Source organism: Achromobacter maghribensis (assembly GCF_057334215.1).
This window is the reverse complement of sequence record NZ_JBHFII010000058.1, coordinates 157,544-180,269: the sequence shown is the minus strand read 5'-3', so window position 1 is coordinate 180,269 and position 22,726 is coordinate 157,544. Positions and strand designations below refer to the sequence as shown.

23 protein-coding genes are annotated in these 22,726 nt (G+C 66.1%); 17 read left to right on the top strand and 6 right to left on the bottom strand.

Annotated elements, in window-relative coordinates:
• Positions 1 to 37 precede the first annotated feature (37 nt).
• Together ACE039_RS25670 and ACE039_RS25665 are read left to right on the top strand one after the other, a co-directional pair.
• Positions 38 to 718, top strand: coding sequence for an ABC transporter permease subunit (locus ACE039_RS25670; protein WP_054423301.1), 681 nt, complete (start codon positions 38 to 40; stop codon positions 716 to 718).
• Positions 715 to 1,470 (top strand): amino acid ABC transporter ATP-binding protein, encoded by a 756-nt coding sequence (locus tag ACE039_RS25665; protein WP_105558311.1) that lies wholly within the window; start codon positions 715 to 717, stop codon positions 1,468 to 1,470. Before ACE039_RS25670 ends, ACE039_RS25665 begins: the two co-directional genes overlap by 4 nt.
• Positions 1,471 to 1,487: 17 nt before the next feature.
• On the opposite strand, the gene ACE039_RS25660 is transcribed toward ACE039_RS25665, so the two are convergent.
• Positions 1,488 to 2,168: a peptidoglycan DD-metalloendopeptidase family protein gene (locus ACE039_RS25660; protein ID WP_332008173.1), complete on the bottom strand. Its 681-nt coding sequence runs from the start codon at positions 2,166 to 2,168 to the stop codon at positions 1,488 to 1,490.
• Positions 2,169 to 2,459: 291 nt separating this feature from the next.
• Here ACE039_RS25660 and ACE039_RS25655 point away from each other — a divergent pair, with 291 nt between their 5' ends.
• From ACE039_RS25655 to cyoD, 11 genes are all read left to right on the top strand, one after another.
• Positions 2,460 to 3,752 carry an MASE1 domain-containing protein gene (locus tag ACE039_RS25655; protein ID WP_485823673.1) on the top strand — a complete coding sequence of 431 codons (1,293 nt, stop codon included), beginning with the start codon at positions 2,460 to 2,462 and terminating at the stop codon, positions 3,750 to 3,752.
• The gene (locus tag ACE039_RS25650) at positions 3,739 to 5,289 is read left to right on the top strand and encodes an acyl-CoA-binding protein (protein WP_485823672.1); all 1,551 of its coding nucleotides are present in this window, start codon (positions 3,739 to 3,741) and stop codon (positions 5,287 to 5,289) included. The genes ACE039_RS25655 and ACE039_RS25650 overlap by 14 nt, the downstream gene beginning before the upstream one ends.
• 26 nt (positions 5,290 to 5,315) lie before the next feature.
• Positions 5,316 to 5,750: a DUF2946 family protein gene (locus tag ACE039_RS25645; RefSeq protein ID WP_313460201.1), complete on the top strand. Its 435-nt coding sequence runs from the start codon at positions 5,316 to 5,318 to the stop codon at positions 5,748 to 5,750.
• Between the two features lie 60 nt (positions 5,751 to 5,810).
• Positions 5,811 to 6,449 (top strand): SCO family protein, encoded by a 639-nt coding sequence (locus tag ACE039_RS25640; protein WP_485823671.1) that lies wholly within the window; start codon positions 5,811 to 5,813, stop codon positions 6,447 to 6,449.
• Between the two features lie 38 nt (positions 6,450 to 6,487).
• A complete protein-coding gene (locus tag ACE039_RS25635; RefSeq protein WP_485823724.1) occupies positions 6,488 to 6,985 on the top strand; it encodes a copper chaperone PCu(A)C in 498 nt (165 codons plus the stop codon).
• A gap of 198 nt (positions 6,986 to 7,183) precedes the next feature.
• The gene (locus ACE039_RS25630; protein ID WP_448709320.1) at positions 7,184 to 8,386 is read left to right on the top strand and encodes an ATP-binding protein; all 1,203 of its coding nucleotides are present in this window, start codon (positions 7,184 to 7,186) and stop codon (positions 8,384 to 8,386) included.
• A 5-nt stretch (positions 8,387 to 8,391) separates the two neighbouring features.
• A complete protein-coding gene (locus ACE039_RS25625) occupies positions 8,392 to 8,943 on the top strand; it encodes a response regulator transcription factor (protein ID WP_006221322.1) in 552 nt (183 codons plus the stop codon).
• A gap of 257 nt (positions 8,944 to 9,200) precedes the next feature.
• Positions 9,201 to 10,109 (top strand): ubiquinol oxidase subunit II, encoded by a 909-nt coding sequence (cyoA, locus tag ACE039_RS25620; protein ID WP_485823670.1) that lies wholly within the window; start codon positions 9,201 to 9,203, stop codon positions 10,107 to 10,109.
• A 2-nt stretch (positions 10,110 to 10,111) separates the two neighbouring features.
• Positions 10,112 to 12,088, top strand: coding sequence for a cytochrome o ubiquinol oxidase subunit I (cyoB, locus tag ACE039_RS25615; protein WP_105558303.1), 1,977 nt, complete (start codon positions 10,112 to 10,114; stop codon positions 12,086 to 12,088).
• A 3-nt stretch (positions 12,089 to 12,091) separates the two neighbouring features.
• Complete coding sequence (gene cyoC, locus ACE039_RS25610) at positions 12,092 to 12,706, top strand: cytochrome o ubiquinol oxidase subunit III (RefSeq protein WP_006222595.1); 615 nt, start codon at positions 12,092 to 12,094, stop codon at positions 12,704 to 12,706.
• Positions 12,706 to 13,056 (top strand): cytochrome o ubiquinol oxidase subunit IV, encoded by a 351-nt coding sequence (cyoD, locus tag ACE039_RS25605; RefSeq protein ID WP_054422653.1) that lies wholly within the window; start codon positions 12,706 to 12,708, stop codon positions 13,054 to 13,056. Before cyoC ends, cyoD begins: the two co-directional genes overlap by 1 nt.
• 85 nt (positions 13,057 to 13,141) lie before the next feature.
• Here the strand turns inward: cyoD and ACE039_RS25600 are convergent, their stop codons facing one another.
• Both ACE039_RS25600 and ACE039_RS25595 read right to left on the bottom strand, forming a co-directional pair.
• The gene (locus ACE039_RS25600; RefSeq protein ID WP_485823669.1) at positions 13,142 to 13,489 is read right to left on the bottom strand and encodes a hypothetical protein; all 348 of its coding nucleotides are present in this window, start codon (positions 13,487 to 13,489) and stop codon (positions 13,142 to 13,144) included.
• Complete coding sequence (locus ACE039_RS25595; RefSeq protein WP_485823668.1) at positions 13,444 to 15,621, bottom strand: ankyrin repeat domain-containing protein; 2,178 nt, start codon at positions 15,619 to 15,621, stop codon at positions 13,444 to 13,446. The genes ACE039_RS25600 and ACE039_RS25595 overlap by 46 nt, the downstream gene beginning before the upstream one ends.
• 206 nt (positions 15,622 to 15,827) lie before the next feature.
• On the opposite strand from ACE039_RS25595, the gene ACE039_RS25590 reads away from it, so the two are divergent.
• Positions 15,828 to 16,457 carry a nitrogen fixation protein NifQ gene (locus ACE039_RS25590; RefSeq protein WP_485811807.1) on the top strand — a complete coding sequence of 210 codons (630 nt, stop codon included), beginning with the start codon at positions 15,828 to 15,830 and terminating at the stop codon, positions 16,455 to 16,457.
• A gap of 23 nt (positions 16,458 to 16,480) precedes the next feature.
• Here ACE039_RS25590 and ACE039_RS25585 read toward each other — a convergent pair whose 3' ends face one another.
• A complete protein-coding gene (locus tag ACE039_RS25585; protein ID WP_485823723.1) occupies positions 16,481 to 18,607 on the bottom strand; it encodes a TonB-dependent receptor domain-containing protein in 2,127 nt (708 codons plus the stop codon).
• Positions 18,608 to 18,753: 146 nt separating this feature from the next.
• Between ACE039_RS25585 and ACE039_RS25580 the strand changes: the two genes are divergently transcribed.
• Positions 18,754 to 18,969 (top strand): SlyX family protein, encoded by a 216-nt coding sequence (locus ACE039_RS25580; protein WP_006222589.1) that lies wholly within the window; start codon positions 18,754 to 18,756, stop codon positions 18,967 to 18,969.
• Between the two features lie 10 nt (positions 18,970 to 18,979).
• On the opposite strand, the gene ACE039_RS25575 is transcribed toward ACE039_RS25580, so the two are convergent.
• Complete coding sequence (locus ACE039_RS25575) at positions 18,980 to 19,798, bottom strand: class I SAM-dependent methyltransferase (RefSeq protein ID WP_485823667.1); 819 nt, start codon at positions 19,796 to 19,798, stop codon at positions 18,980 to 18,982.
• A 222-nt stretch (positions 19,799 to 20,020) separates the two neighbouring features.
• Between ACE039_RS25575 and ACE039_RS25570 the strand changes: the two genes are divergently transcribed.
• Entirely contained in the window at positions 20,021 to 20,377 is a 357-nt protein-coding gene (locus ACE039_RS25570; RefSeq protein WP_088589517.1) for a DUF4148 domain-containing protein, read from the top strand.
• A gap of 187 nt (positions 20,378 to 20,564) precedes the next feature.
• Complete coding sequence (locus ACE039_RS25565; protein WP_105558298.1) at positions 20,565 to 20,945, top strand: hypothetical protein; 381 nt, start codon at positions 20,565 to 20,567, stop codon at positions 20,943 to 20,945.
• A 92-nt stretch (positions 20,946 to 21,037) separates the two neighbouring features.
• Here the strand turns inward: ACE039_RS25565 and ACE039_RS25560 are convergent.
• The coding region (locus ACE039_RS25560) for a phosphate acyltransferase (RefSeq protein ID WP_485823666.1) at positions 21,038 to 22,726 on the bottom strand (1,689 nt) is incomplete at its 5' end.

Genomic DNA, 22,726 nt, shown 5'->3' with positions numbered 1-22,726 from the left:
GCCCGATTGGCTGCTGGCGCAAATCGGGTCGTGGACCGTGCCGGCCTGGGTGCAGTTGATGGCCGACTCGTTCTGGCCGCTGCTGCACGCCGGGCTGGTATTCACGGTGCCGCTCACGCTGATGTCTTTCGCGCTGGGGCTGGCGCTTGCGTTCGTGGTGGCGCTGATCCGGCTGTTCGGCCCGGCGCCGCTGGTGGCGGTGGTGCGCTTCTATGTGTGGCTGATCCGCGGGACGCCGCTGCTGGTGCAGTTGTTCGTGATCTTTTACGGCCTGCCCAGCGTGGGCATCGTGCTGGACCCGCTGCCCGCCGCGCTGATCGGCTTCACGCTGAACGTAGGCGCCTACAACTCGGAAGTCATCCGCGGCGCCATCGAATCCATCACCAAGGGCCAGTGGGAAGCGGCGTACTCGCTCAGCATGACGCGTGGCCAGGCGCTGCGCCGGACCATCCTGCCGCAGGCGGCCCGCGTGGCGGTGCCGCCCCTGTCGAATTCGTTCATCGCGCTGGTCAAGGACACGTCGCTGGCGGCGGTGCTGACCGTGCCCGAGATCTTCCAGGCCGCGCAACGCATCGCGGCCGTCACCTATGAACCGCTGATCCTCTACACCGAGGCCGCGCTGATCTACCTGGTGTTCAGTTCCGTCCTGTCCGCCGCGCAGGTCCGCCTGGAACGGCGTTTTGGCCAGCACGCCGTGTTCTCCGAGAAAAGCCGATGATCCGCCTGCAGAAAATCGAAAAATCCTTCGGCGGAAACCTGGTGCTCAAGCAGGTGGACGTGAGCATTGCCGAAGGCAGCGTCACCGCCTTGATCGGCCCGTCAGGCAGCGGCAAAAGCACGCTGCTTCGTTGCGTGAATCTGCTGGAAGTGCCCGACCGCGGCACGCTTTCCATCGGGCCCGAAACCGTTGAATTCGAACCGGGCCAAAAGTTGGCGCGCGATCAGGTGCAGCGCGTGCGCAAGCAGACGGGCATGGTGTTCCAGAACTTCCAGCTGTTTCCGCACCAGACGGTGATCGGCAATGTGATGGAAGGGTTGCTGACGGTGCAGAAGTGGCCGCTGGACCGCGCCCGCGCCCGTGCCGAAGAACTGCTGAAGAAGGTCGGCATGGCAGAAAAGGCCGACGCCTGGCCTGCCAACCTGTCGGGCGGTCAGCAGCAACGCGTGGCGATTGCCCGCGCGCTGGCGCCCGCGCCCCGCGTGCTGCTCTGCGACGAACCGACCTCTGCGCTGGATCCCGGGCTGGCCGCCGAAGTGGTGGACGTGCTGCGCCAGTTGGCCACCGAGGGCATGACCATGCTGATGGCCACGCACGACCTGCGCCTGGCTGCCAGCGTATCGCGCGAAGTGGTGTTCCTGCTGGATGGCGTCGTCGTGGAATCCGGCGAGTCCCGGACGCTCTTCTCGCGCCCCACGGATCCGCGCACCGCCACGTTCATCTCGACCCTGACGCAGGACGCGACGCCGTAGGCCGCGTTGCCGCCGGGTTACTTCGGCGGCAGGTTCCCCGCCGGGTCGACCGCCTGGCCGTCATAGCGCAATTCGAAATACAGCCCGACCTGCTTGCTGTCGCTGTTGCCCATTTCGGCGATCTTCTGCCCTTGCTTCACGCTCTGGCCTTCCTTGACCAGCAGCTTGCTGTTGTGGGCGTAGATGCTGAGGAAGCTGGCGTTGTGCTTGATGATGACAAGGTGGCCATAACCCCGCAGGCCACTGCCCGAATAGGCCACCGTGCCGCCCGCCGCGGCCACCACCGGCGTGCCGGACGAATTCGAGATGACGATGCCGTTGGATCCGCCGCCGTCATAGCCGCGCGTGACCTTGCCTTGGGCCGGCCACACCAGCGAGATCGCGCCCGGCGGCGCGGTGCGCCGCTTCGTCGACGAGGACGTCCGCGGCGACGACGCGGCGGCTTTGGACGGCGCCTTGCCGGAGGCGGACGTGCTGGCCTGCCCCCCAGGCGGCGCCACCCGCAGCATCTGCCCGACCTCGATGGAATTTGAGTTCGACAAACTGTTCCATCGCACCAGGTTGCTGACGCTGGTGCCCTGCTTGCGCGCGATCTGCGTCAACGTGTCGCCCGACTGGACCCGGTAATAGCCGGGCTGAACCTTGGTGGTGCCGCAAGCGGTCAGCAAGACCAGCAAGGCCACGACCACGGCGCCCATCCAGAGCCGCCCGAACGGGCGAAGCCGTCTGCGGAAACCGGGCGGGCCGGCAGGCGCCGCGGCAGAAGGGGCGGAAGCGGGCACGGACGCGATCGAAGCGGACAAGGAAAGCACTGAAACCTGGGGCACTGAGAGGGCGGTGGAAACGGAAGTGCATTCAAGGGTACCAAGATTTTCGGGTGCCAGTGTGGCGAGGGTGCTTCGCAGCGGCCGCCGGGCCGTGTATAACCCGCTGATCACGGTGAACGCGCTTCGCCACGACTCAACGCGATTGCAAGGACCGACATGGGCATGACCGACACGGTTAGAAAGAATCCGCTTTGCCTGCTGTGGACCCTCCCTTACCTGCTGTGCGGCGTGTTCTCGCACCTGCTCAACGACCCGGTCAGCCACGCGCTCTTCGTCTGGCTGCCGCCGGGGGTGGCCGTCGGCGCCTATCTGCTGTCGCCGCGCCGCGACTGGCTGCTGCTGGCCGCGGGCTTCTTCTGCGCCCAGCTGCTGTTGACGCTGGTCACGCGCGGGCAACCGGCCACCGCCATCGTCTTCGCGCTGACGGGCAGCCTGTCTTCGCTGCTGGCGGCATGGACGGTACAGCGCTTGTCGCCACGCGCCGAAGGCCCGGGTTTCGTGGCCGCGCTGCTGGCCGGGGCGGTCGCTGGCGCCGCCAGCAGCGCGCTGATGGGCGGCGGTTGGCTGTGGCTGACGCAGGATGCCCACGCGCTGGTCCGGTTGCGCACCTGGGTCACCGCCTATCTGGCCGGCGTGCTGATCCTGGCGCCGGCACTAACGGGATGGGCGCAATTCCGGCCGCGGCGCTCCGGCGGCCCTCGGATGCGAGACCTGCTGATCGGCACGGCCGCCTACGCACTGATGATCGTGTCGACCTTCATGACGTTCGACGGCGACATGATCCAGAACCTGCCCTACGTCGTCTCCTTCGAGCTGACTTATCTGCCGCTGGTGTTCGCCGTGCTGATCGCGCTGGTCTGGGGCACGCCGGGCGGAACGCTGGCGATGGTCACGCTAATGCTGATGGCGTTGTACCAAAGCGCCCAGGGCGAAGGGCCGTTTGTCGAGGCCAACGACCCCTGGCATGTGCTGCTGGCCACCCAGGTCTACCTTGTGATCACGGCGTTGCTGCTATTGCTGGTCAATACCCTGCGCGGCGCGCGCGCCCAGGCGCTTGAAAGCGCCGAGCGGTGGCGCGGGCGCTTCGACCTGGCGCTGGCGGGCAGCCACCAGCTGATGTACCGCTTCAATCCCCATGACGGCAAGCTTGAACTGGCGGGCGACCTGCAAGACGCTTTCGGCCTTCCGGCCAGCGCCATCACGGATCTTGCGTCGCTGACCGCGCATGCGCATCCGGAAGACCGGTCGCGCCTGGCGATGCACTGGGCGGCGCGGCGCGCCGGCACCCAGGACCGCACGCCCTTGCTGTTCCGCGTGGCGCATTCGGCGGGCGGCTGGCGGCTGGTCAGCGACCGAGGGTCGCCGCTGTCCGACTTTGACGGCAGCGTGGCCGTCGTGGCCGGCATGTGGCGGCTGGGCGAGATCGAGCGCGAGCCGGCCGATGCCAGCCAGTAACCTCGACGCGCCGTCCGGCACGGGCGCCCTCCTGATCCATGGACTGGGCGGAACCGAATACGACCTGGGGTCGATGCACAAGGTCCTGAAACGCGCCGGCATCCAGACTTACAGCCTGACCCTGCCCGGTCACGGCGGTTCGCCCGAGGACCTGCTGTCCGTCCGCATGGAAGACTGGCTGGACGCCGTGACGCACAAATACCGCGAAGTCGCCCAGCGCCACGAGACGCTGCACGTCATGGGCATGTGCCTGGGCGCGCTGCTGGCGGTCGAACTCTGCAAACGGGTCGGGCACAAGCAGGGCAAGCTCGTGTCGCTGGCCGCGCCCGTCTTCATCGACGGCTGGAGCACGCCCTGGTACCGCGGCCTGCGCAAGCTGGTCTACCGCATCCCGGGCCTGGCCGCGCGCATGCGCGTCGAAGAGGAAGAGCCCTACGGCATCAAGAACGAGCTGGTCCGGTCCATCGTCAAGGCCAAGTTCGAACGTGGCGAGAACTTCCATTACCGCTGGGTGCCGCTGGCCTGCGTGCGCGAAGTCGATCGGCTGCGCAACGCGGTCACGCGCGGACTGGACGGCATCGCCTGCCCCACGCTCATCATGCACGCGCACGAGGACGAGCTGACGTCGGTGCGTTCGGCGCATCTGCTGCATGACGCCATCGCCGGCAGCCAGCTGGTGTTGCTGAACAACAGCTATCACATGATCTGCGTGGACAACGACCGCGACCTCGTCGCGGCCACCGTGCTGCAGTTCATGGACCGCGACCCCGCCGCCGCGCAATCGCCGCGTGCGGCCGGGCGCGCCGCCCCGATGGGCGCGGCCGATGTCGAGCGCATTCTCGGGGCGTACCGCGATTCCCTCTTGGCGGGCGAATTCGAAACGCTGTTCCCGTTGTTCGCCGAAGACGTCGTCTGGACCGAAGAAGGCGATAGCCCTGTCAGCGGCGTGTACGAAGGCCGCGGCGCGCTGATCACTCTGTTCTCGCGGCTGATGGACTATTCGCGCAACACGTTCGCAATCCGCGACGTCGGGCAACCCGCGCTGGCGGGCCGCGCCATTGCGCTGCCGCTGCGCTTCCAGGTGCAGGACGGGGCCGACCTGTACGAAGCCGGGGCCACGCACACGCTGCGCCTGCGCAACAATGCGATCAGCAAAGTCACCGCCCGCGCCGACGAGCCCGAAGCCGAAGACGCCCTGTGGCGCAGGCTGGCCGCCGCCGTCGGCCACGAACCCGAAGGCGACGCCATGGACGAGGCCACCCTGGCCCTCGACGCCAACGCGCTGCCCGATGCGTTTGAAGCGGCCGTGATCGAATTGCGTTCGCTGCCCGCACCGCCGTCCGCTGCGGTGGTGATCCGGCTTACCGCCTACGAACAGCAAGCGCGCCACGGCGACGCGCCGCCGGCGGCCCCGCCCGATGCGGATGCCCGCAGCCAGATCCGGCATGCCGCCTGGCGTCTTCTGGCCGGGTTGCCCGCCGATCAGGCGCAACGCCGCTACATTGCCCTGGTGCGGCGTCTGGACGCAGGCGACTGACCCCTGGGCGTGGCTAAAATGGCGCGATGCCCGACCTGACCCGCCTCCACCCCCTGGGACGCGCCGCGCGCGCCCGCGGCGTGCTGTGGCTGGCGCTTCTGGCCTTGGTCCTGCGCGCCCTGGTGCCCACGGGCTACATGCCCGACGCCCGCGCGCTGCATGATGGCCGCCTGGAAGTCACGTTCTGCTCGGCGGCGGGCGACCTGTCCACATTCAGCCTGGCGCTGGCCAGCCCCAAGGCGGGCGGCGACGCCCCCGCCGGTCATGACGGCGCCAAGACCGGCGCGCAATGCCCCTTCGGGCTGCTGGCGCATGTCGTCCCCGCGCCCACTCCCGCGCTGACACCCATTCTGCTGCCGGCGGGCCGGTATGTTCCGCCCCCGCCCGCCTACCGGGCCTTGCCCGCGCTGGCCGCCCACGGCCCGCCCCTCGGTTCGCGCGCCCCGCCTTCTTTGGCCTGACTCCGCCTGACCGCGCGGCCCAGCCGCGCGCCTTGCCGACCGTCGACCCAAGAGGTTTCCATGCATTCCCCGTTCATGCGTTCCCCCGCCCTGCGCCCGCCCGCCGGCGCGGCGCTTTCCCATGCGCCCGATCCGCGGCGCCGCCTGCTCTTGTCTTCCCTTGCCCTGCTTGCCCTGGCCGGCTGCGGGCCAGACGCCCCGAAGCTCCACGGCATGGACTTGTCCGGCATGCCGACGGGCGACTTCCAATTGCAGGACACCGGCGGCCAGCTCCGCCGCCTGGCCGACTACCGTGGCCACCCCGTCATGCTGTTCTTCGGTTTCACGCAATGCCCGGACATCTGCCCGACCGCGCTGACCCGCGCGATCGAGATCAAGGGCCTGCTGGGCGCCGACGCAGACAAGCTGCGGGTGCTTTTCATCACGGTCGACCCCGAGCGCGACACGCCCGACATCCTGCGCGCCTACACCCAGGCTTTCGATCCGGCGTTCGTCGGCCTGCGCGGCGATGCGGAGCAGACCCGCGCCGCGGCCCAGTCATTCAAGGTGTTCTATCAAAAGGTGGCCACCGGCTCGTCCTACACCATGGACCACACCGCGCTGACCTACATCATCGATGCGCAGGGCAAGCTCCGGCTGGCCTTGCGCCACCAGCAAACCGCCGAGCAATGCGTGCAAGACCTGCGCACCGTGCTGTGACCCCGCCGCCGTCAACCCGATCAAGAGAAGCCAACATGATGAAGCCCTTTTCGTTCAAGTCCCTGGCCGCCGGCCTTTCCCTGTGCGCGCTGGCCGGTTTCGCTCCCGCCGCGCTGGCGCAGGACGCCACCCTGAAGGTGGACGACGCCTGGGTGCGCGCGACCGTGCCCAGCCAGCACGCCACCGGCGCCTTCATGCGCCTGACCTCGGCGGTGCCCGGCCGCCTGGTGGCCGTGGAGTCCGAGGCGGCCAAGCACGTGGAAGTCCACGAAATGGCCATGCAGGACAATGTCATGAAGATGCGCCAGGTCCCCGGCATCGATCTGCCCGCCGGCCAGCCGGTGGAACTGAAGCCCGGCGGCTACCATGTCATGCTGATCGACCTGGCCAAACAGATCCAACCCGGCGACCGCATCGCGCTGACGCTGGTGGTGGAAGACGACAGCCAGCAGCAGCGCCGCGTGCCGGTGCAGGCCGAGGCCCGCGCGCTCAACGCGAAGGCGGGGGCCGCGCCAGCGCCGCAGCACGGCCACTGAGCGAATATCGGGGACGCACCATCCGCGTCCCCGCCAGCGTCTCGCGCTGAATCGCCATACAATGCCTGCACATCCGCCGTCGACGCCTGAGTCAGGCCCGACGGCAGCCGGCCCCTCGCGCCGCGCGCCGGATGCCTGCGTTCCGCGCCGCCGGGCGCTTGACCCGCCGGCGGGCCGCCGGCACCTCTGTGTCTGGATATGCCCGGTAGTTCCGCCTTTTCATTCCTGCGTACCTTATGCAGCCTGCGCTGGCTCGCCATCGCCGGCCAAGCCGCCACCATCCTGCTGGCCAGCAGCGTGCTGGGCCTTGCCCTGCCGCTTGAGCCCCTGTGGATCGGCGTCGGCGTGCTGATCGGATTCAACGCCTACGCCAGCCTGCGCCTGCGCCACCCGCGCGACCTGTCCCACGCCACCGCCTTCGGCCATCTCTTCGTGGACATGGCGGTGCTGTCGTGGATGGTCGGCTGGAGCGGCGGCATCAGCAATCCGTTCGGCACGATGTTCCTGATCCTGACCGCGTTGGCGGCCTTGGCGCTGCCGCGCAACTGGGCGCTGGCGGCGGCGGTCGCGGGTATTTCCGGCTACGCGGCGGCGGCCATCTTCGGCCAGCCGCTGCGCGGCGATGTGGACACCCATTCCCTGCTGCTGTGGGGCCTGGGCGTGAATTTCCTGATTTCCGTCGTGGTGGTGCTGGTGTTTTCCACCCGCCTGGCGTCCGACCTGCGCGACCGCGAACGCGAGCTGGCCCGCTTGCGCGAACGCTTTACCCGCAACGAGGGCATCGTTGCCCTGGCCACCCACGCCGCGGCCATGGCGCACGAATTGAACACCCCGTTGGCCACCATGACCCTGCTGGCCGACGAGATCGCCGCCGAGGTCAAGGACGAAGATCTGCGCGCCGACGTGGCCACCTTGAGCCAACTGCTGGCCCTTTGCCGGGAACGCATCCGCAATCTGGCTGTCCCAACCGCGGTGGATCTGGTCCGCGTGGTGGGGCAATGGCGCCTGATCCGCCCGACGATCGACCTGCAACGCTCCGGCACCCTGCCGACCAGCCTGCGGGTGGATCCGGCGATCGCGCATCTGCTGCAGGCCCTTTTGAACAACGCGGCCGACGCGGGCGAAGCCGCCGAGGCGCCCCGCGTGGACCTGCATCTGGAATACGGCTATGGCGCCCTGCGCGGCGAAGTCCGGGACTACGGGCGGGGCTTCGACCCCGACCAGACCCTGCTGCCGGCGACCAGCCTGTTCAACAGCGGCAAGCCGGGAGGGTTGGGCGTCGGCCTGGCGCTGTCGCACGCCACCGTGGAACAGCTGGGCGGTGAAATGACCATGACCGCCGCCTCAGGGGGAGGCACCCGCATCCGCTTTTACCTGCCCCTGGGCAACCCCGGAACTTGAAAGTGATGAATCCTACCGACCTTGGCCTGCTGATCGACGACGACGAACTGTACGTGCGCACCTTGCAGCGCAGCCTGTCGCGCCGCGGCCTCGAGACCCGGACCGCCACCGGCATCGCCGAAGCGCTGCGCGTGGCCGAAGAGATCCGGCCGGCCTTCGCGCTGGTGGACCTGCGCCTGGGTGAAGACTCCGGCCTGACCCTGATCCGCCCCCTTCGCGCACTTCGCGCGGACATGCGGATTCTGCTGGTCACCGGGTATGCCAGCGTGGCCACCGCCGTCGAAGCCATCAAGCGCGGGGCCGACGATTACCTGCCCAAGCCCGCCACCGCGCCAATGATCCTGCGCACGCTGGGCCTGGTGAAGCCAGAATCCGTTACGATCGAAACGACCATGACGCCGTTGCACCGCCTAGAATGGGAACACATTCACCAGGCCCTGCACGAGACCGGCGGCAACGTTTCCGCGGCGGCGCGCCTGTTGGGCATGCACCGGCGCTCCCTGCAGCGCAAGCTGGCAAAAAAACCGGGGCCGGAACGGGAAGTCCTTGTCGACTGATGGGTGCAGTGCGACACATCTTTACAACACTGCCCTGTGCAGGTGCGACATATCGTCGCACCCCGCCCCCACCACCTAGGGCATCTGCCCCCTAGGAAAACCCTGAATCTGCCCTGTTGGGGGCAGAATCCTCCCAGGCAATGCGACCATTCGTCGCATGCTTGACCGATATCAAGCCGATAGGATGGACGTTGCTGCTTGGCAGCATTCCAGCTTGCTGCTCCGCAGCATTTCCAACCATCCATCCAAGGCTGTACGTGAAACACCCCCTCCTTGCGACCCTAACGCGCATTTTTGGCGTCGGCGCGGTCATGCTGCTTGGCGGCTGCAACATGGAAATTCTCTCTCCCAAGGGAGACATTGGCGCCCAGGAAAAGACTTTGCTGTTCACGGCGACGGGGCTGATGCTCATCGTTGTGATTCCAGTACTGTTCATGATCGTGTCGTTTGCGTGGAAATACCGCGCATCCAATACCAAAGCCGATTACCAGCCCAAGTGGGCCCACTCCACGGCGATTGAAATCGTGGTCTGGACCGTGCCTTGTATCATCGTGGCGATTCTTGCCGTGATCACCTGGCGCTCCACGCACGCGCTGGATCCCTACAAGCCGCTTGTTTCCGAACACAAGCCCGTCACCATCGAGGTGGTGTCGCTGGATTGGAAGTGGCTGTTCATCTACCCCGAGTACGACATCGCCACGGTCAACGAGATCGCGTTCCCCGTGAACGTCCCGGTCAACTTCCGGATCACGTCGGCATCGGTCATGAATTCGTTCTTCATCCCCCAGCTGGGTAGCCAGATCTACTCGATGGCCGGCATGGAAACGAAGCTGCACCTGAACGCGACCGAAGCCGGCACCTACGCGGGCATCTCGGCCAACTACAGCGGCGCCGGTTTCTCCGGCATGCGCTTCAAGGCCATCGCCACGTCGCAGGAAGGGTTCGACAACTGGGTCAAGGAAGCCAAGGCTTCGCCCACGGCGCTGACCCCCGAGGCCTACGCTGAACTGACCAAGCGCAGCGAGCGCAATCCGGTCGCCAAGTACTCCTCGGCGCCTCCCGCCATGTTTGATTTCATTCTGGGCAGCACCATGTCCAAGATGGCCGGTGTGGACGACGCCACGTGCACCCCCACGTCGAAAAATCTGATCGCAGGAATTAACTAACAATGCTCGGGAAACTCACCCTCGAGGCCATTCCGTACCATGAACCTATCGTCATGGTTACGCTGGCCGCCGTGTGCCTGGGAGGCCTAGCGGTCTTCGGCGCCGTCACTTACTTCGGCAAGTGGAAGTACCTCTGGACGGAATGGCTGACCTCCGTCGACCACAAGCGCATCGGCGTGATGTACATCATCGTCGCGCTGATCATGCTGCTGCGCGGCTTTGCCGACGCCATCATGATGCGCACCCAGTTGGCGGTCGCGTCCGCCGACTCCGCCGGCTTCCTGCCACCGCACCACTACGACCAGATCTTCACCGCCCACGGCGTCATCATGATTTTCTTCATGGCGATGCCCTTCATTACCGGGCTGATGAACATCGTGGTGCCGCTGCAGATCGGCGCCCGCGACGTGGCCTACCCGTTCCTGAACTCGCTGAGCTTCTGGCTGTTCGGCGCCGGCGTCGCGCTGATGATGATCTCGCTGTTCGTGGGTGAATTCGCCGCGACCGGCTGGCTCGCCTATCCGCCGTTGTCAGGGCTGGACTACAGCCCAAGCGTCGGGGTGGACTACTACATCTGGGCGCTCCAGATATCCGGGTTGGGCACCACGCTTAGCGGCATCAACTTCATCGTGACCATCCTGCGCATGCGCGCACCGGGCATGAGCCTGATGAAGATGCCGATCTTCACGTGGACCTCGCTGGTCACCAACGTGCTGATCGTCGCCGCCTTCCCCGTGCTGGCGGCAACGCTTGCGCTGCTGACCGCCGACCGCTACCTGGGCACGCACTTCTTCACGAACGACATGGGCGGCAACGTCATGATGTACGTGAACCTGATCTGGATCTGGGGCCACCCCGAGGTCTACATCCTGGTGCTGCCGGCGTTTGGCGTGTATTCGGAAGTGGTTGCCACCTTTGCCCGCAAGACGCTGTTCGGCTACAAGTCCATGGTCTACGCCACGGCCGCCATCGGCGTGCTGTCGTTCCTGGTCTGGCTGCACCACTTCTTCACCATGGGGGCGGGGGCCAACGTCAATGCCTTCTTCGGCATCGCGACGATGATTATCTCGATCCCGACGGGCGCGAAGATCTTCAACTGGCTGTTCACCATCTACCGCGGCCGCCTGCGCATCACGACGCCGGTGCTGTGGACGCTGGGCTTCATGATCGTCTTCGTCATCGGCGGCATGACCGGCGTGATGCTGGCCATCCCCGGCGTGTCCTTCGTGCTGCACAACAGCTTGTTCCTGATCGCCCACTTCCACAACACCATCATCGGTGGCGTGGTGTTCGGTTGTATCGCGGGCATGACCTACTGGTTCCCCAAGGCGTTCGGCTTCACGCTGAATGAGCGCCTGGGCCGCTACTCGTTCTACTGCTGGTTCGTCGGTTTCTTCATGGCCTTCATGCCCCTGTACATCCTGGGCTTCAAGGGCATGACGCGTCGTCTGAACCACTACGACAACCCCGAATGGCAACCCTACCTGCTGGTCGCGCTGGCTGGCGCCGCGCTGATCATGCTGGGCATCTGGTTCCTGTTGCAGCAAGTGTTCGTGTCGGTTCGCCAACGCAAGCAAAACCAGGACGTCACGGGCGATCCCTGGGATGGCCGCACCCTGGAATGGTCGATTTCGTCGCCTGCTCCTTTCTACAACTTCGCCCACGTTCCTCACGTTGATGAGCTGGACCAGTTCTGGGAAGACAAGCAAAGCGGCAAGGCCTACAAGCGCCCGGCCAAGTACGAAGACATCCACATGCCGAAGAACACCGGCGCCGGCGTGTACATCGGCTTGTTCGGCCTGGTCATGTGCTTTGCGCTGATCTGGCACATCTGGTGGCTCGCCATCGCCGGTTTCGTCGGCATGGTCGGTTCGTTCATCGCCCGCGCCTACGACCGCGACGTCGATTACTGGGTCCCGGCCGCGGAAGTCGAACGCATCGAAAACGCCCACTTTGAAAAAATGCAGAAGGCCGCCTGAGCCATGATTCAAGCCGTAGCCACTCACCCCCACGCGGGTCACGACGATCACGCGCATCATGACGATGGATCCAAGACCGTTTTCGGTTTCTGGGTCTATCTGATGAGCGACTTGCTGATCTTTTCGGTGCTGTTCGCCACGTTCGCGGTGTTGTCCAACGCCACCGCGGGCGGCCCCACGGGCAAGGAATTGTTCGACCTGAAGTTCGTGCTGGTCGAAACGCTGTTGCTGTTGTTCTCCAGCTTCACCTTCGGCATGGCCAACCTGAACGTGCACGCCAACAACAAGTCCCGCGCGATGGGCTGGTTGATGGTCACGTTCCTGTTCGGCGCGGGCTTCATCGCGATGGAAGTCTGGGAATTCCATCACCTGATCACTGAAGGCGCCGGCCCGGGCCGCAGCGCTTACCTGTCGGCGTTCTTCACGCTGATCGGTACGCACGGCCTGCACGTCACCTTCGGCCTGATCTGGATCATCGTCCTCCTGGACATGATCCGCCGCCATGGCCTGGACTCGATCAACAAGCGTCGTCTGGCGTGCCTGAGCCTGTTCTGGCACTTCCTGGACATCGTCTGGATCTGCGTCTTTACCTTCGTCTATCTCATGGGAGCCATCTGATGTCGCACTCCGCTGCGGCCGCACACGGCCACGACGATCACGCCGCCGACCACGGCAGCCTGAAGTCCTACATCATCGGTTTCGTGCTCTCGCTGCTGCTCACCTTCGGCTCGTTCGGCCTGGTGATGCACGGCGCGCTGTCGCACACCATCACCATCGTCGGCGTCGTCGCCCTGTGCGTGCTCCAGTTGCTGGTGCAACTGGTGTACTTCCTGCACATGGGCGCGTCGAAGTCGGCACGCGACAACCTGGCCGCGTTCGTCTTCACCGTGCTGATCATCGCCATCATCGTCGGCGGTTCGGCATGGGTGCTGTACAACATGAACGTCAACATGGGCCACGCCATGTAATGACGGCTTGCCGTTGAAGCAAAAAAAACAGGCACCTTCGGGTGCCTGTTTTACATTGCGCGCCCCGCGCGCGGAACGCGCCGGCCTACTTCGGCGCCGCCACCGTCAATGCCACCCCGGCCCGCGCGGCCAGATCGCTGGCGGAAACGCCGACATAGGGCTGCACGCGCGAACGCTGGCTCAAATCGCAACTGGCCGCGCCCGCCGCGCCATCCAGCACCTGCTTCACGGCACGCGCGCCCATCGGGCTGAGCGGACCGCCGTCGTCCAATTGCCAGGCCAGCACATCGGCCACCGCCATGCCGCAACGCCAGGGGGTGCGGTACAGGCCCGCATCGTGTTCCAGCAGCATCTTCGTTTTGCTTTCCTTGCCCAGGCGCAGCATGATCACCAGCGGCAGGGCGTCGGTATCGGCCACGCCGTCGATGCGCACGCTGTTGCCGGTGCGGTCCGAGGCATCCGACCCTTCTCCAGCCACGCCTGATACAGGTCGTCGGGCAGCCACGGCAAGCTCAGGGGCGCGATGCCGTTGTTGCTGACGCCCGTGGCGTCGTCCGCGCGGGTCAGCGGCACGCCCGCCGCCAACAGGCGGTCAGCGGTGGCGCGCAGCCTGGCGCGCTGCCCGTCCCACTCGGGACCGTTCTGCTTGATCGCCGCGCGGATCTCCACCTGGTTCCACACGCTCAGCAAGCTGGACAGCGGTTCCGGCGTCAGTGGCATGCGCGGCTGGCCAGCGGCTTGCACCAACTGGTCCACCAACGCGGGCTCCATCGTGCGCGCCGCCAGGGTAAGTGCTTCATTCAAGCCGTTGCGCTCGGGCGTCTTGCTGGCGCTGTAGCCGCCCACCGCCGCATCGGCGCCGTGCGCCAGCGCGAAGGCCACGCGCTCGGATACCGGATACGTCGCGGTCGGCGTCAGTTCTCCGGAATTCGATTCGCGCAGCGCTTCCAGCAACGGGGTTTCCCACATGCCCCGGTTGCCGTAATACATGCGGACATAGGCGGCGTTGATATCCGCGCCCTTGGCCAGCAGTTGCTCGGCGAACCAGAATCGGCTGGGCGCCCCCATGGCGGCATGCAGTGCCGACCGGCCGTTCTTTTCGCGCGCATTCGGGTCGGCGCCCTTTGCCAGCAGGTAGGTCAGGCTGTCCTTGTCTTCGCTGAAGTACGAAATGCGCCGCACCAGCAACGGCGTGCCGTTGTAGTCGACACCATTCAGCGGCGCGCCAGCCGCGATCAGGGCATCGGCCAACGCGTAGCGTTCCGCCGCCGGACGGGTGTCCTTGGCGTCCGGCAAGGCGCTGGCCAACAGCACGAACCCGTTGTTGGGGCCATCCGCGCGGGCGCCCGCCGCCAGCAAGGCCCGCACGATTTCCAATTGCTTGCCCGACACCGCCACGGCCAGCGCCGACGTGCCGTTCTCGTTCACGCCATTGGGATCCTGGCCTCGCGCCAGCTCGGCACGCACCGCGTCCAGGTCGTCGGCCCGGATCGCCTTGAAGATTGCCAGCCGGGGCCGGCAAACGGCCGCGTCCAGCGCTTTCTCGTTCAGGGCGCCGCTGATGCGGCTGGCGATATTGCCGGGGATCGGTTCCTTGGCCATCAGGCGGTTTGCGCAATACAAGCGGTAATCCTCGCGCGCCAGGGCCTCGAAGTAGCCGCGCCTGTCGCCGGCTTTCGCGCTTTGCGCCCAGCGCGCATCGGCGCGGTTCAGATAGGCGGCCGTGCGGGACGGGTCGCGCCGCAGCACGTCGCTCAAGACACGGTCCGCCTGCACGGCATCGCCCGATTCCGCCAGCCAGAAACCGTAGTCATTCAGAGCCGTCAGCATCTCGGGGTCTTTGCCGCCGGGATCGATCTCGCGGAAGTCCTGTTCCATCACGAAGCGGCGCAGGTCCGCCAGCGCACGTCCGAATTCCGCGCTCTTGCCACGCGGAATGGCACGCGCCACCTGATGCAGGGTACGGAACACGGCCGTCACGTCCACCGGCGCCTGATGCTCGAAGCGCACGTCGGCGGGAAACGCCTTCAGGCGTCCGGGGTAGGTCGTCAGCACCTGCCGCAGCGTCGCCAGGGCTTGCGCCTTGCGAGCCTCGTCCCACGGTTGATTGGCGGTGACGACGGCCAGGCTGGCGTCGGCGCGGACCGTCGCCGCATTACCGGCGGCATCCACCAGAAAGCCGTCGGACTGCGCAGCATCGGTGTCGTTGTAGGTATAGCCGACCCAGTACAGAGTCTCGCCGTCGCGCGGTGTCCTGACCCGGACGTTCTCTTCGCGCGCCGCCTTCCACGCCGCCGGATCGATTACCAAGGGCTGGGAACGGAAGGCCAGGTGGAATTCCTTGCCGGTGCCCCGCACGTACCGATACAGGTACAGGCGGTTCTCCATTTGACCGACCAGCACCGCGTCGCGCACGTTCTCGGTGCCCCACACGCGCCGCTCCGGTTCTCGCAACGGGTAGCGCGACAAGCGGATGGATTCGACGACGGCGCCGATATCGGACGCCGCAACGGGCGGCGCCGCAAACGCCAGGCCTGCCAGCGCCAGAAGGGTGGCGCCGGTCATTCGGGAGACTGCGGGGCGGAAAGTGCGCGGCATGCGGAGGGCAAACCCAGGAAATCAGGGACACCGATCATACCCCCGGGACATCCCTAGCTCGCGGGTAAGTCCTGAGGGGTTTTTGTCCCGCAGTACGGAATTTCAGTCATTTTTCGTTATATATTCCGCAACATAGCGATTTCATTAACATTTGAACGACTGTAGCGACCCTCATGGACGCCGTGCTGATCCCCCCTCCCGCCCCGGCCGTTTCACCCGCGCCGGCCCAGCGGTTTGCCCGCGCCTTGTTGCATCACGCGCCGCCCGGTCATCCCGACGCCGGCTTTTTCGCCACCGTGATCGGTACCAGCCTTGCACACCAGGACTTGGCGCGCAGCGGCCTTTGCCCCGACGAGCTGCAACAGTTGCTTCACCATCTGTTTCCCGGCGCGCTGGCATCGGACGACGCGCGGCTGGCTGCGTTGCGCGAGCAGGCCGCGGCTTATGCCGCGCGCGGCCGGGGCGATCCTCAACCCGGCTTCACCTTGCTGCTGCGCGTGCTGCTGGACGCCTACCGCGCCCCAGAACCCGAAACCACGACCTGGGTCACCGGCGTGCTGGTGCACGCGTGCCTGCGCCCCGATCACCTGTGGCGCGACCTGGGCTTGTCGGGCCGCGAAGACGTCACGTTCCTGCTGGCCCGGCACTATCCCGGCCTGGTGATCCGCAACGTGCGTAATTTGCGCTGGAAACATTTCCTGGCGTACTCGGCCTGCGAGCACGCGGGCTTGCCGCCGTCCGCCGCGCCGGGCTGCCCCGCGTGCGAAGACTACGGCGTCTGCTATCCGGATGCGCCTGACTGACGTCTGACTGACGCCGCACCGCGCTAGAACCGGTACGCGACGCCGGCGCCTACGCCCACGCTGCGCCCGGCGGCGGGCTCGTAGTAGCGGCCGTTGCTTTCATTGACGATCACGGACCCGGCGTAGTGGCGGTCGAATAGATTGTCCACGCGCGCATAGGCGTTCAATTCCCACGCGCCCACCCGCTTCACATAGCCGGCGCTGACCGCCGCCACGAAGTAGCCGGGCGCCTCTTCGCTGTTGGCGTCGTTCACGTAGATCTGGCTCAGGTAGCGGCCTTCCACCGACGCCTGCCAGCCTTCAGGCGGCGCCCACGCCACCGACGCAAACACCGCCTGCCGCGCAATGCCGGGAATCTTGTCGCCGGCGCGAATGTCGCCGGAACTGTCGTCCACATACCGCGCGTTCAGCCACGTATAGGCAAACTGCGTGCGCCAGTGGCGCGCGACTTCCCCCGACCAGGCCAGTTCCAGCCCGTCGCGCCGCGTGCGCCCGGCGTTCTGGTAACTGGTGCGTCCGCCGGCGCTGCCGGCGGACACGATCTCGTTGTCGGTACCCGTATGGAACACCGCCGCCGTCGCCAGGCCGCCCGCCATGCGCGCTTTGACGCCCGCTTCCAGATTGGTGCTGAGCGACGGCGCCAGGCCGAAATTCAGACCCGGCAGACCGCCGGGACGATACGAAATTTCGTTAAGGGTCGGCGTCTCGAAACCCCGCCCATACGAGGCGTACACGCTGACGTCGGCGCTGGCCGCGTAGCGCAGCGCCGCCACCGGCAGCGCCTTGCGGTAGCGCGCAGCGCCGCTGTCGTCGCCATTGCCGGCCGTCATGTAGTGGTCGTCCGAATTGAAGCGGACCGTGCTGTAGCGCAGGCCGGCGTCCATCGTCCAGCGTTCGGACGCCTTCCATGACGCCTGCACATAGGGATCGGCGTTGTAGACGGTGTTGGTCTCGTCGCGCCGCAGCGCGCCCTGCACCCCCAGTTGCCGATCGGCGCCCGTGCCGGTGAAGTTCTGATACCCCTGGCGGTCTTCGCGCATGGAATCGTAGGAAAACCCGCCGATCAGCGTCAGCGGCCGGCCCGCCAGATCCAGCTCGGACGTCCAGCGAAAATCCGCACCGCCATACTGGCGCGCCAGATCGATGACGCCGCCCGCCTGGGTAGGCGGCAGCTGCACCGCAGGAGGAATCGACTGGTACTGGGTGGTGTCGCGCTGGCCGTAGTACGCCATCACGCGCAGGAAGTTGCGGCTATCGATCTGCCGTTCGTACACCACGCCGCCCTGCGTCTGCCGAACCGTCTTGCGGGTGTCGTACTGCTCGGCCAGGGGGGCGGCGCGCGGGTCGTCCTGGAACTGCTGGTAGGTCAGGCCAAGCGGATCCTGCGCCTTGAGGTCCACGCTGTTGACAACGATGGTCAAGCGGCTGGCGTCGTCCAGTTGCAAGCCAAGCTTGGCGTTGGCCAGGTTCTTTCGCGCGGCGCTGTGGTCGCGGTAGCCATCGGTCGTGAAGCGGCTGGCGTCCAGCACATAGTCCAGGCCGCCTGCTTCGCCGCCGCTGGCCTTCACACCGTAGCGCCAGGTGCCGTCGCTGCCGCCCCATCCGCTTGCCGATAGCGTGGGCGGCGGCATCCCGTCTTGGGTGTAGACCTGAATCACGCCGCCCGATGAATTGCCGTACAGCGCGGAAAACGGCCCCCGCAGCACCTCCACGCGGTCGATCGATCCGATGTCGATGTTGGACGTCTGCCCCTGCCCATCCGGCATCGTGGCCGGAATGCCGTCCACGTAGAGGCGCACGCCGCGCACGCCGAACGTGGACCGGGCGCCAAAGCCCCGGCTGGATATCTGCAGGTCCTGCGCATAGTTCTGCCGGTTCTGGATCTGCAGGCCCGGCACGCCGGCCAGGCCTTCGGACAGGTTGATCCCGGGCTGGCCGCGGCGCATGGCCACGCCCTCGACCACGTCCACCGATGCCGGCGTGTCCAGCACAGAGGTACCCAGGCGCGTGCCGGTCACGACCACGGGGGATAGCGTGGGGCTGGCGTCTTGCGCCCAGGCGCCGTTCGCCAGCGCGTGCGTCAAGCCCGCCGCCAGCGAACCGCGCGCAGCCCAACGGACCCCCCAGTGCACTCCTCGTGGCGCCGTCATGCCGCGCCGTCCGACCCGCTTCGTCACATCCGTCTCCCGTAAACCACGCCCCACTATCGCTGCGCGCCTGCCCCGCCACCGCCATGGCCATGGCCGCCGCCATCCCCGTTGGAAACGCAAAGCGGGAATAGGTTCTAATAGCCGCCATGGAACCATCGCAAGACATCGAACGCCGCCTGCTCGAATTGGAGGTCAAGTCCAGCTTCGCGGACGACCTGCTGGAACAGCTGAACCAGATCATCGTGCGGCAGCAACAGCAGATAGACCGGCTACTGCGCGAAGTGGCCGACCTACGCCAGCAGGCGCCCGAGGGCGCCGCGCCCTTCCGCAGCCTGCGCGACGAACTGCCGCCGCATTACTAAGCCGGCGCGGCTAGAAACGGTAGCGTAGCAGCCTGCCCAGGCGCCGCAGCGGCGCAACCCGCCGCATCAGCCAGATCGCTGCCCGGGCCGGCCAGGTGTACCTGGCCCACTGCCTGCCGCCGCTTTCTTCATACACCCATTGCTCGTCGCACAGCCGCAGGCCCGGCACCTGCGACTCCAGGTCCAGCGGGTTGTCCAAGCTCCAGCGCATCACCGCGCCGGTCGCCCGGAACATGCGGTTGCGCGCCGCCAGCGCCAGCCCCATTCGGCTGTAGGCATCGAATACGACCTCGCCCGATGGGAATTGCGTGGTCACGGTGCGCAGCAATTGCAGTACCTGGTCTTCGGACAGGTACAGGAACAACCCCTCGGCCACCACCAAGGCCGGCCTGTCGGTGGGAATCTGCGACAGCCACCCCAAGTCCGCCATCGATGAACCCAGCATCTGATAACCCGGGCGCGGCGGATACAACGCGCGGCGCAGGTCGATCACGTCGGGATAATCCACGTCGAACCAGTTGACCTCCGGGGGCGGCGCCACCCGGTATACGCGGCTGTCCAGGCCGCAGCCCAGATGCAGCACCGTGGCGCCACGGTGGGCGGCGATGAACGCCCGCGCCCAGATATCCAGCGAGTACGCCCGCATGGCCAGCCCGATCATCTCGTCCGGCCGCATGCCCAGCGCTGAAAAATCGTGATCAAGGCGCGCCACGGCCTCGGCGGCGTAGTGGTCCTGCAACAGCGAGCCGGGCAGACGGCTTTCCTCGGCCTTGGCATACAGGGTGATCAACAGCGTGGCTTTTTCACCGGTCAGACGAACCTTTTCCATGCGGGCTCCAGGTAGGCCACTGCCTGCGCTATCCATTCCATTAATGGAGACTATCGAGTAAATAGAACGGCATTCTTCCATTAATGGAAAGATGTTTTACCGATACACGGGTTTATCCCTATATGGATTCGGCGCACAATTCAGTCATCGGGAAACAGCAACGAACCACGACGGATAGGCCGCCGGATTCGCCCCCTAGGCTCTTGAAATCGGAGATTTACCATGAAGAAGACCCTCGCTACCGCTTTGATGTTGTCCTTGGCCGCCCTGAGCGCCGGCGCCTACGCATCGCAGAACATTGAACCCAACAACGTGCCGTTCCAAGGCGTTTACGGCACCCCGTACGAAGGCCCGACCCGCGCCCAGGTGCAAGCCGAACTGGCTGCCGCCAAGGCCGCAGGCCTGGTGACCAACGTCGAACCGAACAACGTGCCGTTCCAAGGCGTCTACGGCGCCCCCCAGTCGGGCAAGACCCGCGCTGACGTGCAAGCCGAACTAGCCGCCGCCAAGGCCGCCGGCCTGGTCAGCAACGTCGAACCCAACGACATGCCCTTCGCTGGCGTCTACCACGGCAACTGATCTGCCCGGCAACGATTAACTCCCTCCCCTTGTTGTACCTTGGCCGCCTGCAATAGGGCGGCCTTTTTTTCGCCAAAGCGCGCCAAGCCGACCGGCGCGGGCGGGCGGATTGAAAATGGACCGGGTTCGCGTACTATCCGCTCATGTACAAGCACGACAATCTGATCCATCAGACAGGGAGCCCAACTTGAAAACCACCCGCGTTCTTGCCGCGTTGCTTATCGCGACCGGCTTGTCGGCAACCGCCGTGGCCGCGCCGCCGGTACTGCTGAACAACTCGCTCATCACCGAGATCCCCAAAGGCGACCGGACGTCGTTCCACGAAGCGATCGCACAGGCGCTGAACAGCTCGGCCGATGGCCAACGCACCGAATGGGCCAGCAAGACGCAGCCCAAGCGCGCCGCGCCGATCACCGTGCAACTGACGCCCACGCAAACCAGCAAGGTCAAGGACGACCGCGTCTGCCGCTTCCTGGTGGCCGACTTCGCACGCACCAGCACCACCGAAAAGTGGCAATTCTGGTTCTGCAAACAGCCCGACGGCACCTGGAAGGCCAGCAGCAACTAAGCTGCCGCCGCCCAAAAAAAAATGCCCCTCACGGGGCATTTTTCTTTTCAAGCACGCGATGCGTGCGCAGCGTGGGGGCCCTTCCTTCAGATCTAAGCTTCCACCCGGTTCGCGTCCAGCACGGTCATGGCCGTCATGTTGATGATGCGGCGCACCGTCGAACTGGACGTCAGGATGTGTACCGGCGCGTTCGCGCCCAGCAGGAACGGGCCCACCGCCACGTTGCCGCCGGCCGCCGTCTTCAGCAGGTTGTAGGCGATGTTGCCGGAATCCACGTTCGGGCACACCAGCAGGTTCGCTTCGCCCTTCAGGGTGGACGACGGCAGGATGCGCATGCGCAGCGCTTCGTCCAGCGCGCAGTCGCCGTGCATTTCGCCGTCGATTTCCAGTTCCGGCGCCTGTTCGCGCACGATTTCCAAGGCGCGACGCATCTTGGCGCCCGAAGCTGAGCTGCCCGAACCGAAGTTCGACCGCGACAGCAGCGCCACCTTCGGCGCCAGGTTCATGCGGGCCATTTCCTGCGCCGCCATCACCGTGAATTCCGCGATCTGTTCGGCCGTGGGTTCGTCGTTCACGTGCGTGTCCACCAGCACCACCGTGCGCTCGTTGAGCAGCAGGATGTTCATGGCAGCATACACGTTGCGGCCCGGGCGGCGGCCGATCACTTCATCGACGAAACGCAGGTGGTCGTGATAGGCGCCGACGGTGCCGCAGACCATGCCGTCGGCGTCGCCCAGGTGCACCATCATCGCGCCGATCAAGGTCAGGCGGCGGCGCATTTCCACGCGTGCCATTTCCTTGGTGATGCCGCGACGGCACATCAGCTCCCAGTACGTGGTCCAGTACTGATGGAAGCGTTCGTCGTATTCCGGATTGGTCACTTCGACGTCTTCGCCCAGGCGCAGGCGCAGGCCGAATTTCTCGATGCGCGACAGCAACACGGCCGGACGACCCACCAGGATGGGGCGCGCCAGGCCTTCGTCCACCACCACTTGCACGGCGCGCAGCACGCGTTCGTCTTCACCCTCGGTGAACACGATGCGCGACTTCCCGCCGCCGCGCACGATGCGCTTGGCCGCCGAGAACAAGGGCTTCATGAAGGCACCCGAGTGGTACACGAACTGCTGCAACTGCTCTTCGTAGGCTTCCAGGTCGGCCAGCGGACGCGTGGCCACGCCACCGTCCATCGCCGCCTTGGCCACGGCCGGCGCGATACGCACGATCAGGCGCGGATCGAACGGCTTGGGAATCAGGTATTCGGGGCCGAACGAGATGTCATAGGTGCCGTAAGCGGCGGCCACGACTTCATTCTGTTCCTCTTCCGCCAATTGGGCGATGGCGTACACCGCCGCCATTTCCATTTCGCGCGTGATCGTGGTCGCGCCCACGTCCAGCGCGCCACGGAAGATGTACGGGAAGCACAACACGTTGTTGACCTGGTTCGGGTAGTCCGAACGGCCCGTGGCCATGACGACGTCGTCGCGCACGCCGTGCGCCACTTCCGGCAAGATTTCCGGCGTGGGATTGGCCAGCGCCAGGATCAGCGGGCGCGGGCCCATCGTGGCGACCATTTCCGGCTTGAGCACGCCGCCGGCCGACAAGCCCAGGAACACGTCGGCGTCCTGGATCACTTCGGCCAGCTTGCGGGCATCGGTCTTCTGCGCGAAACGCGCCTTGTCCGGGTCCATCAGCACGGTGCGGCCTTCGAAGACCACGCCTTCCAGGTCCGTGACCCAGACGTTCTCCAGCGGCAGGCCCAGGTCCACCATCAGGTCCAGGCA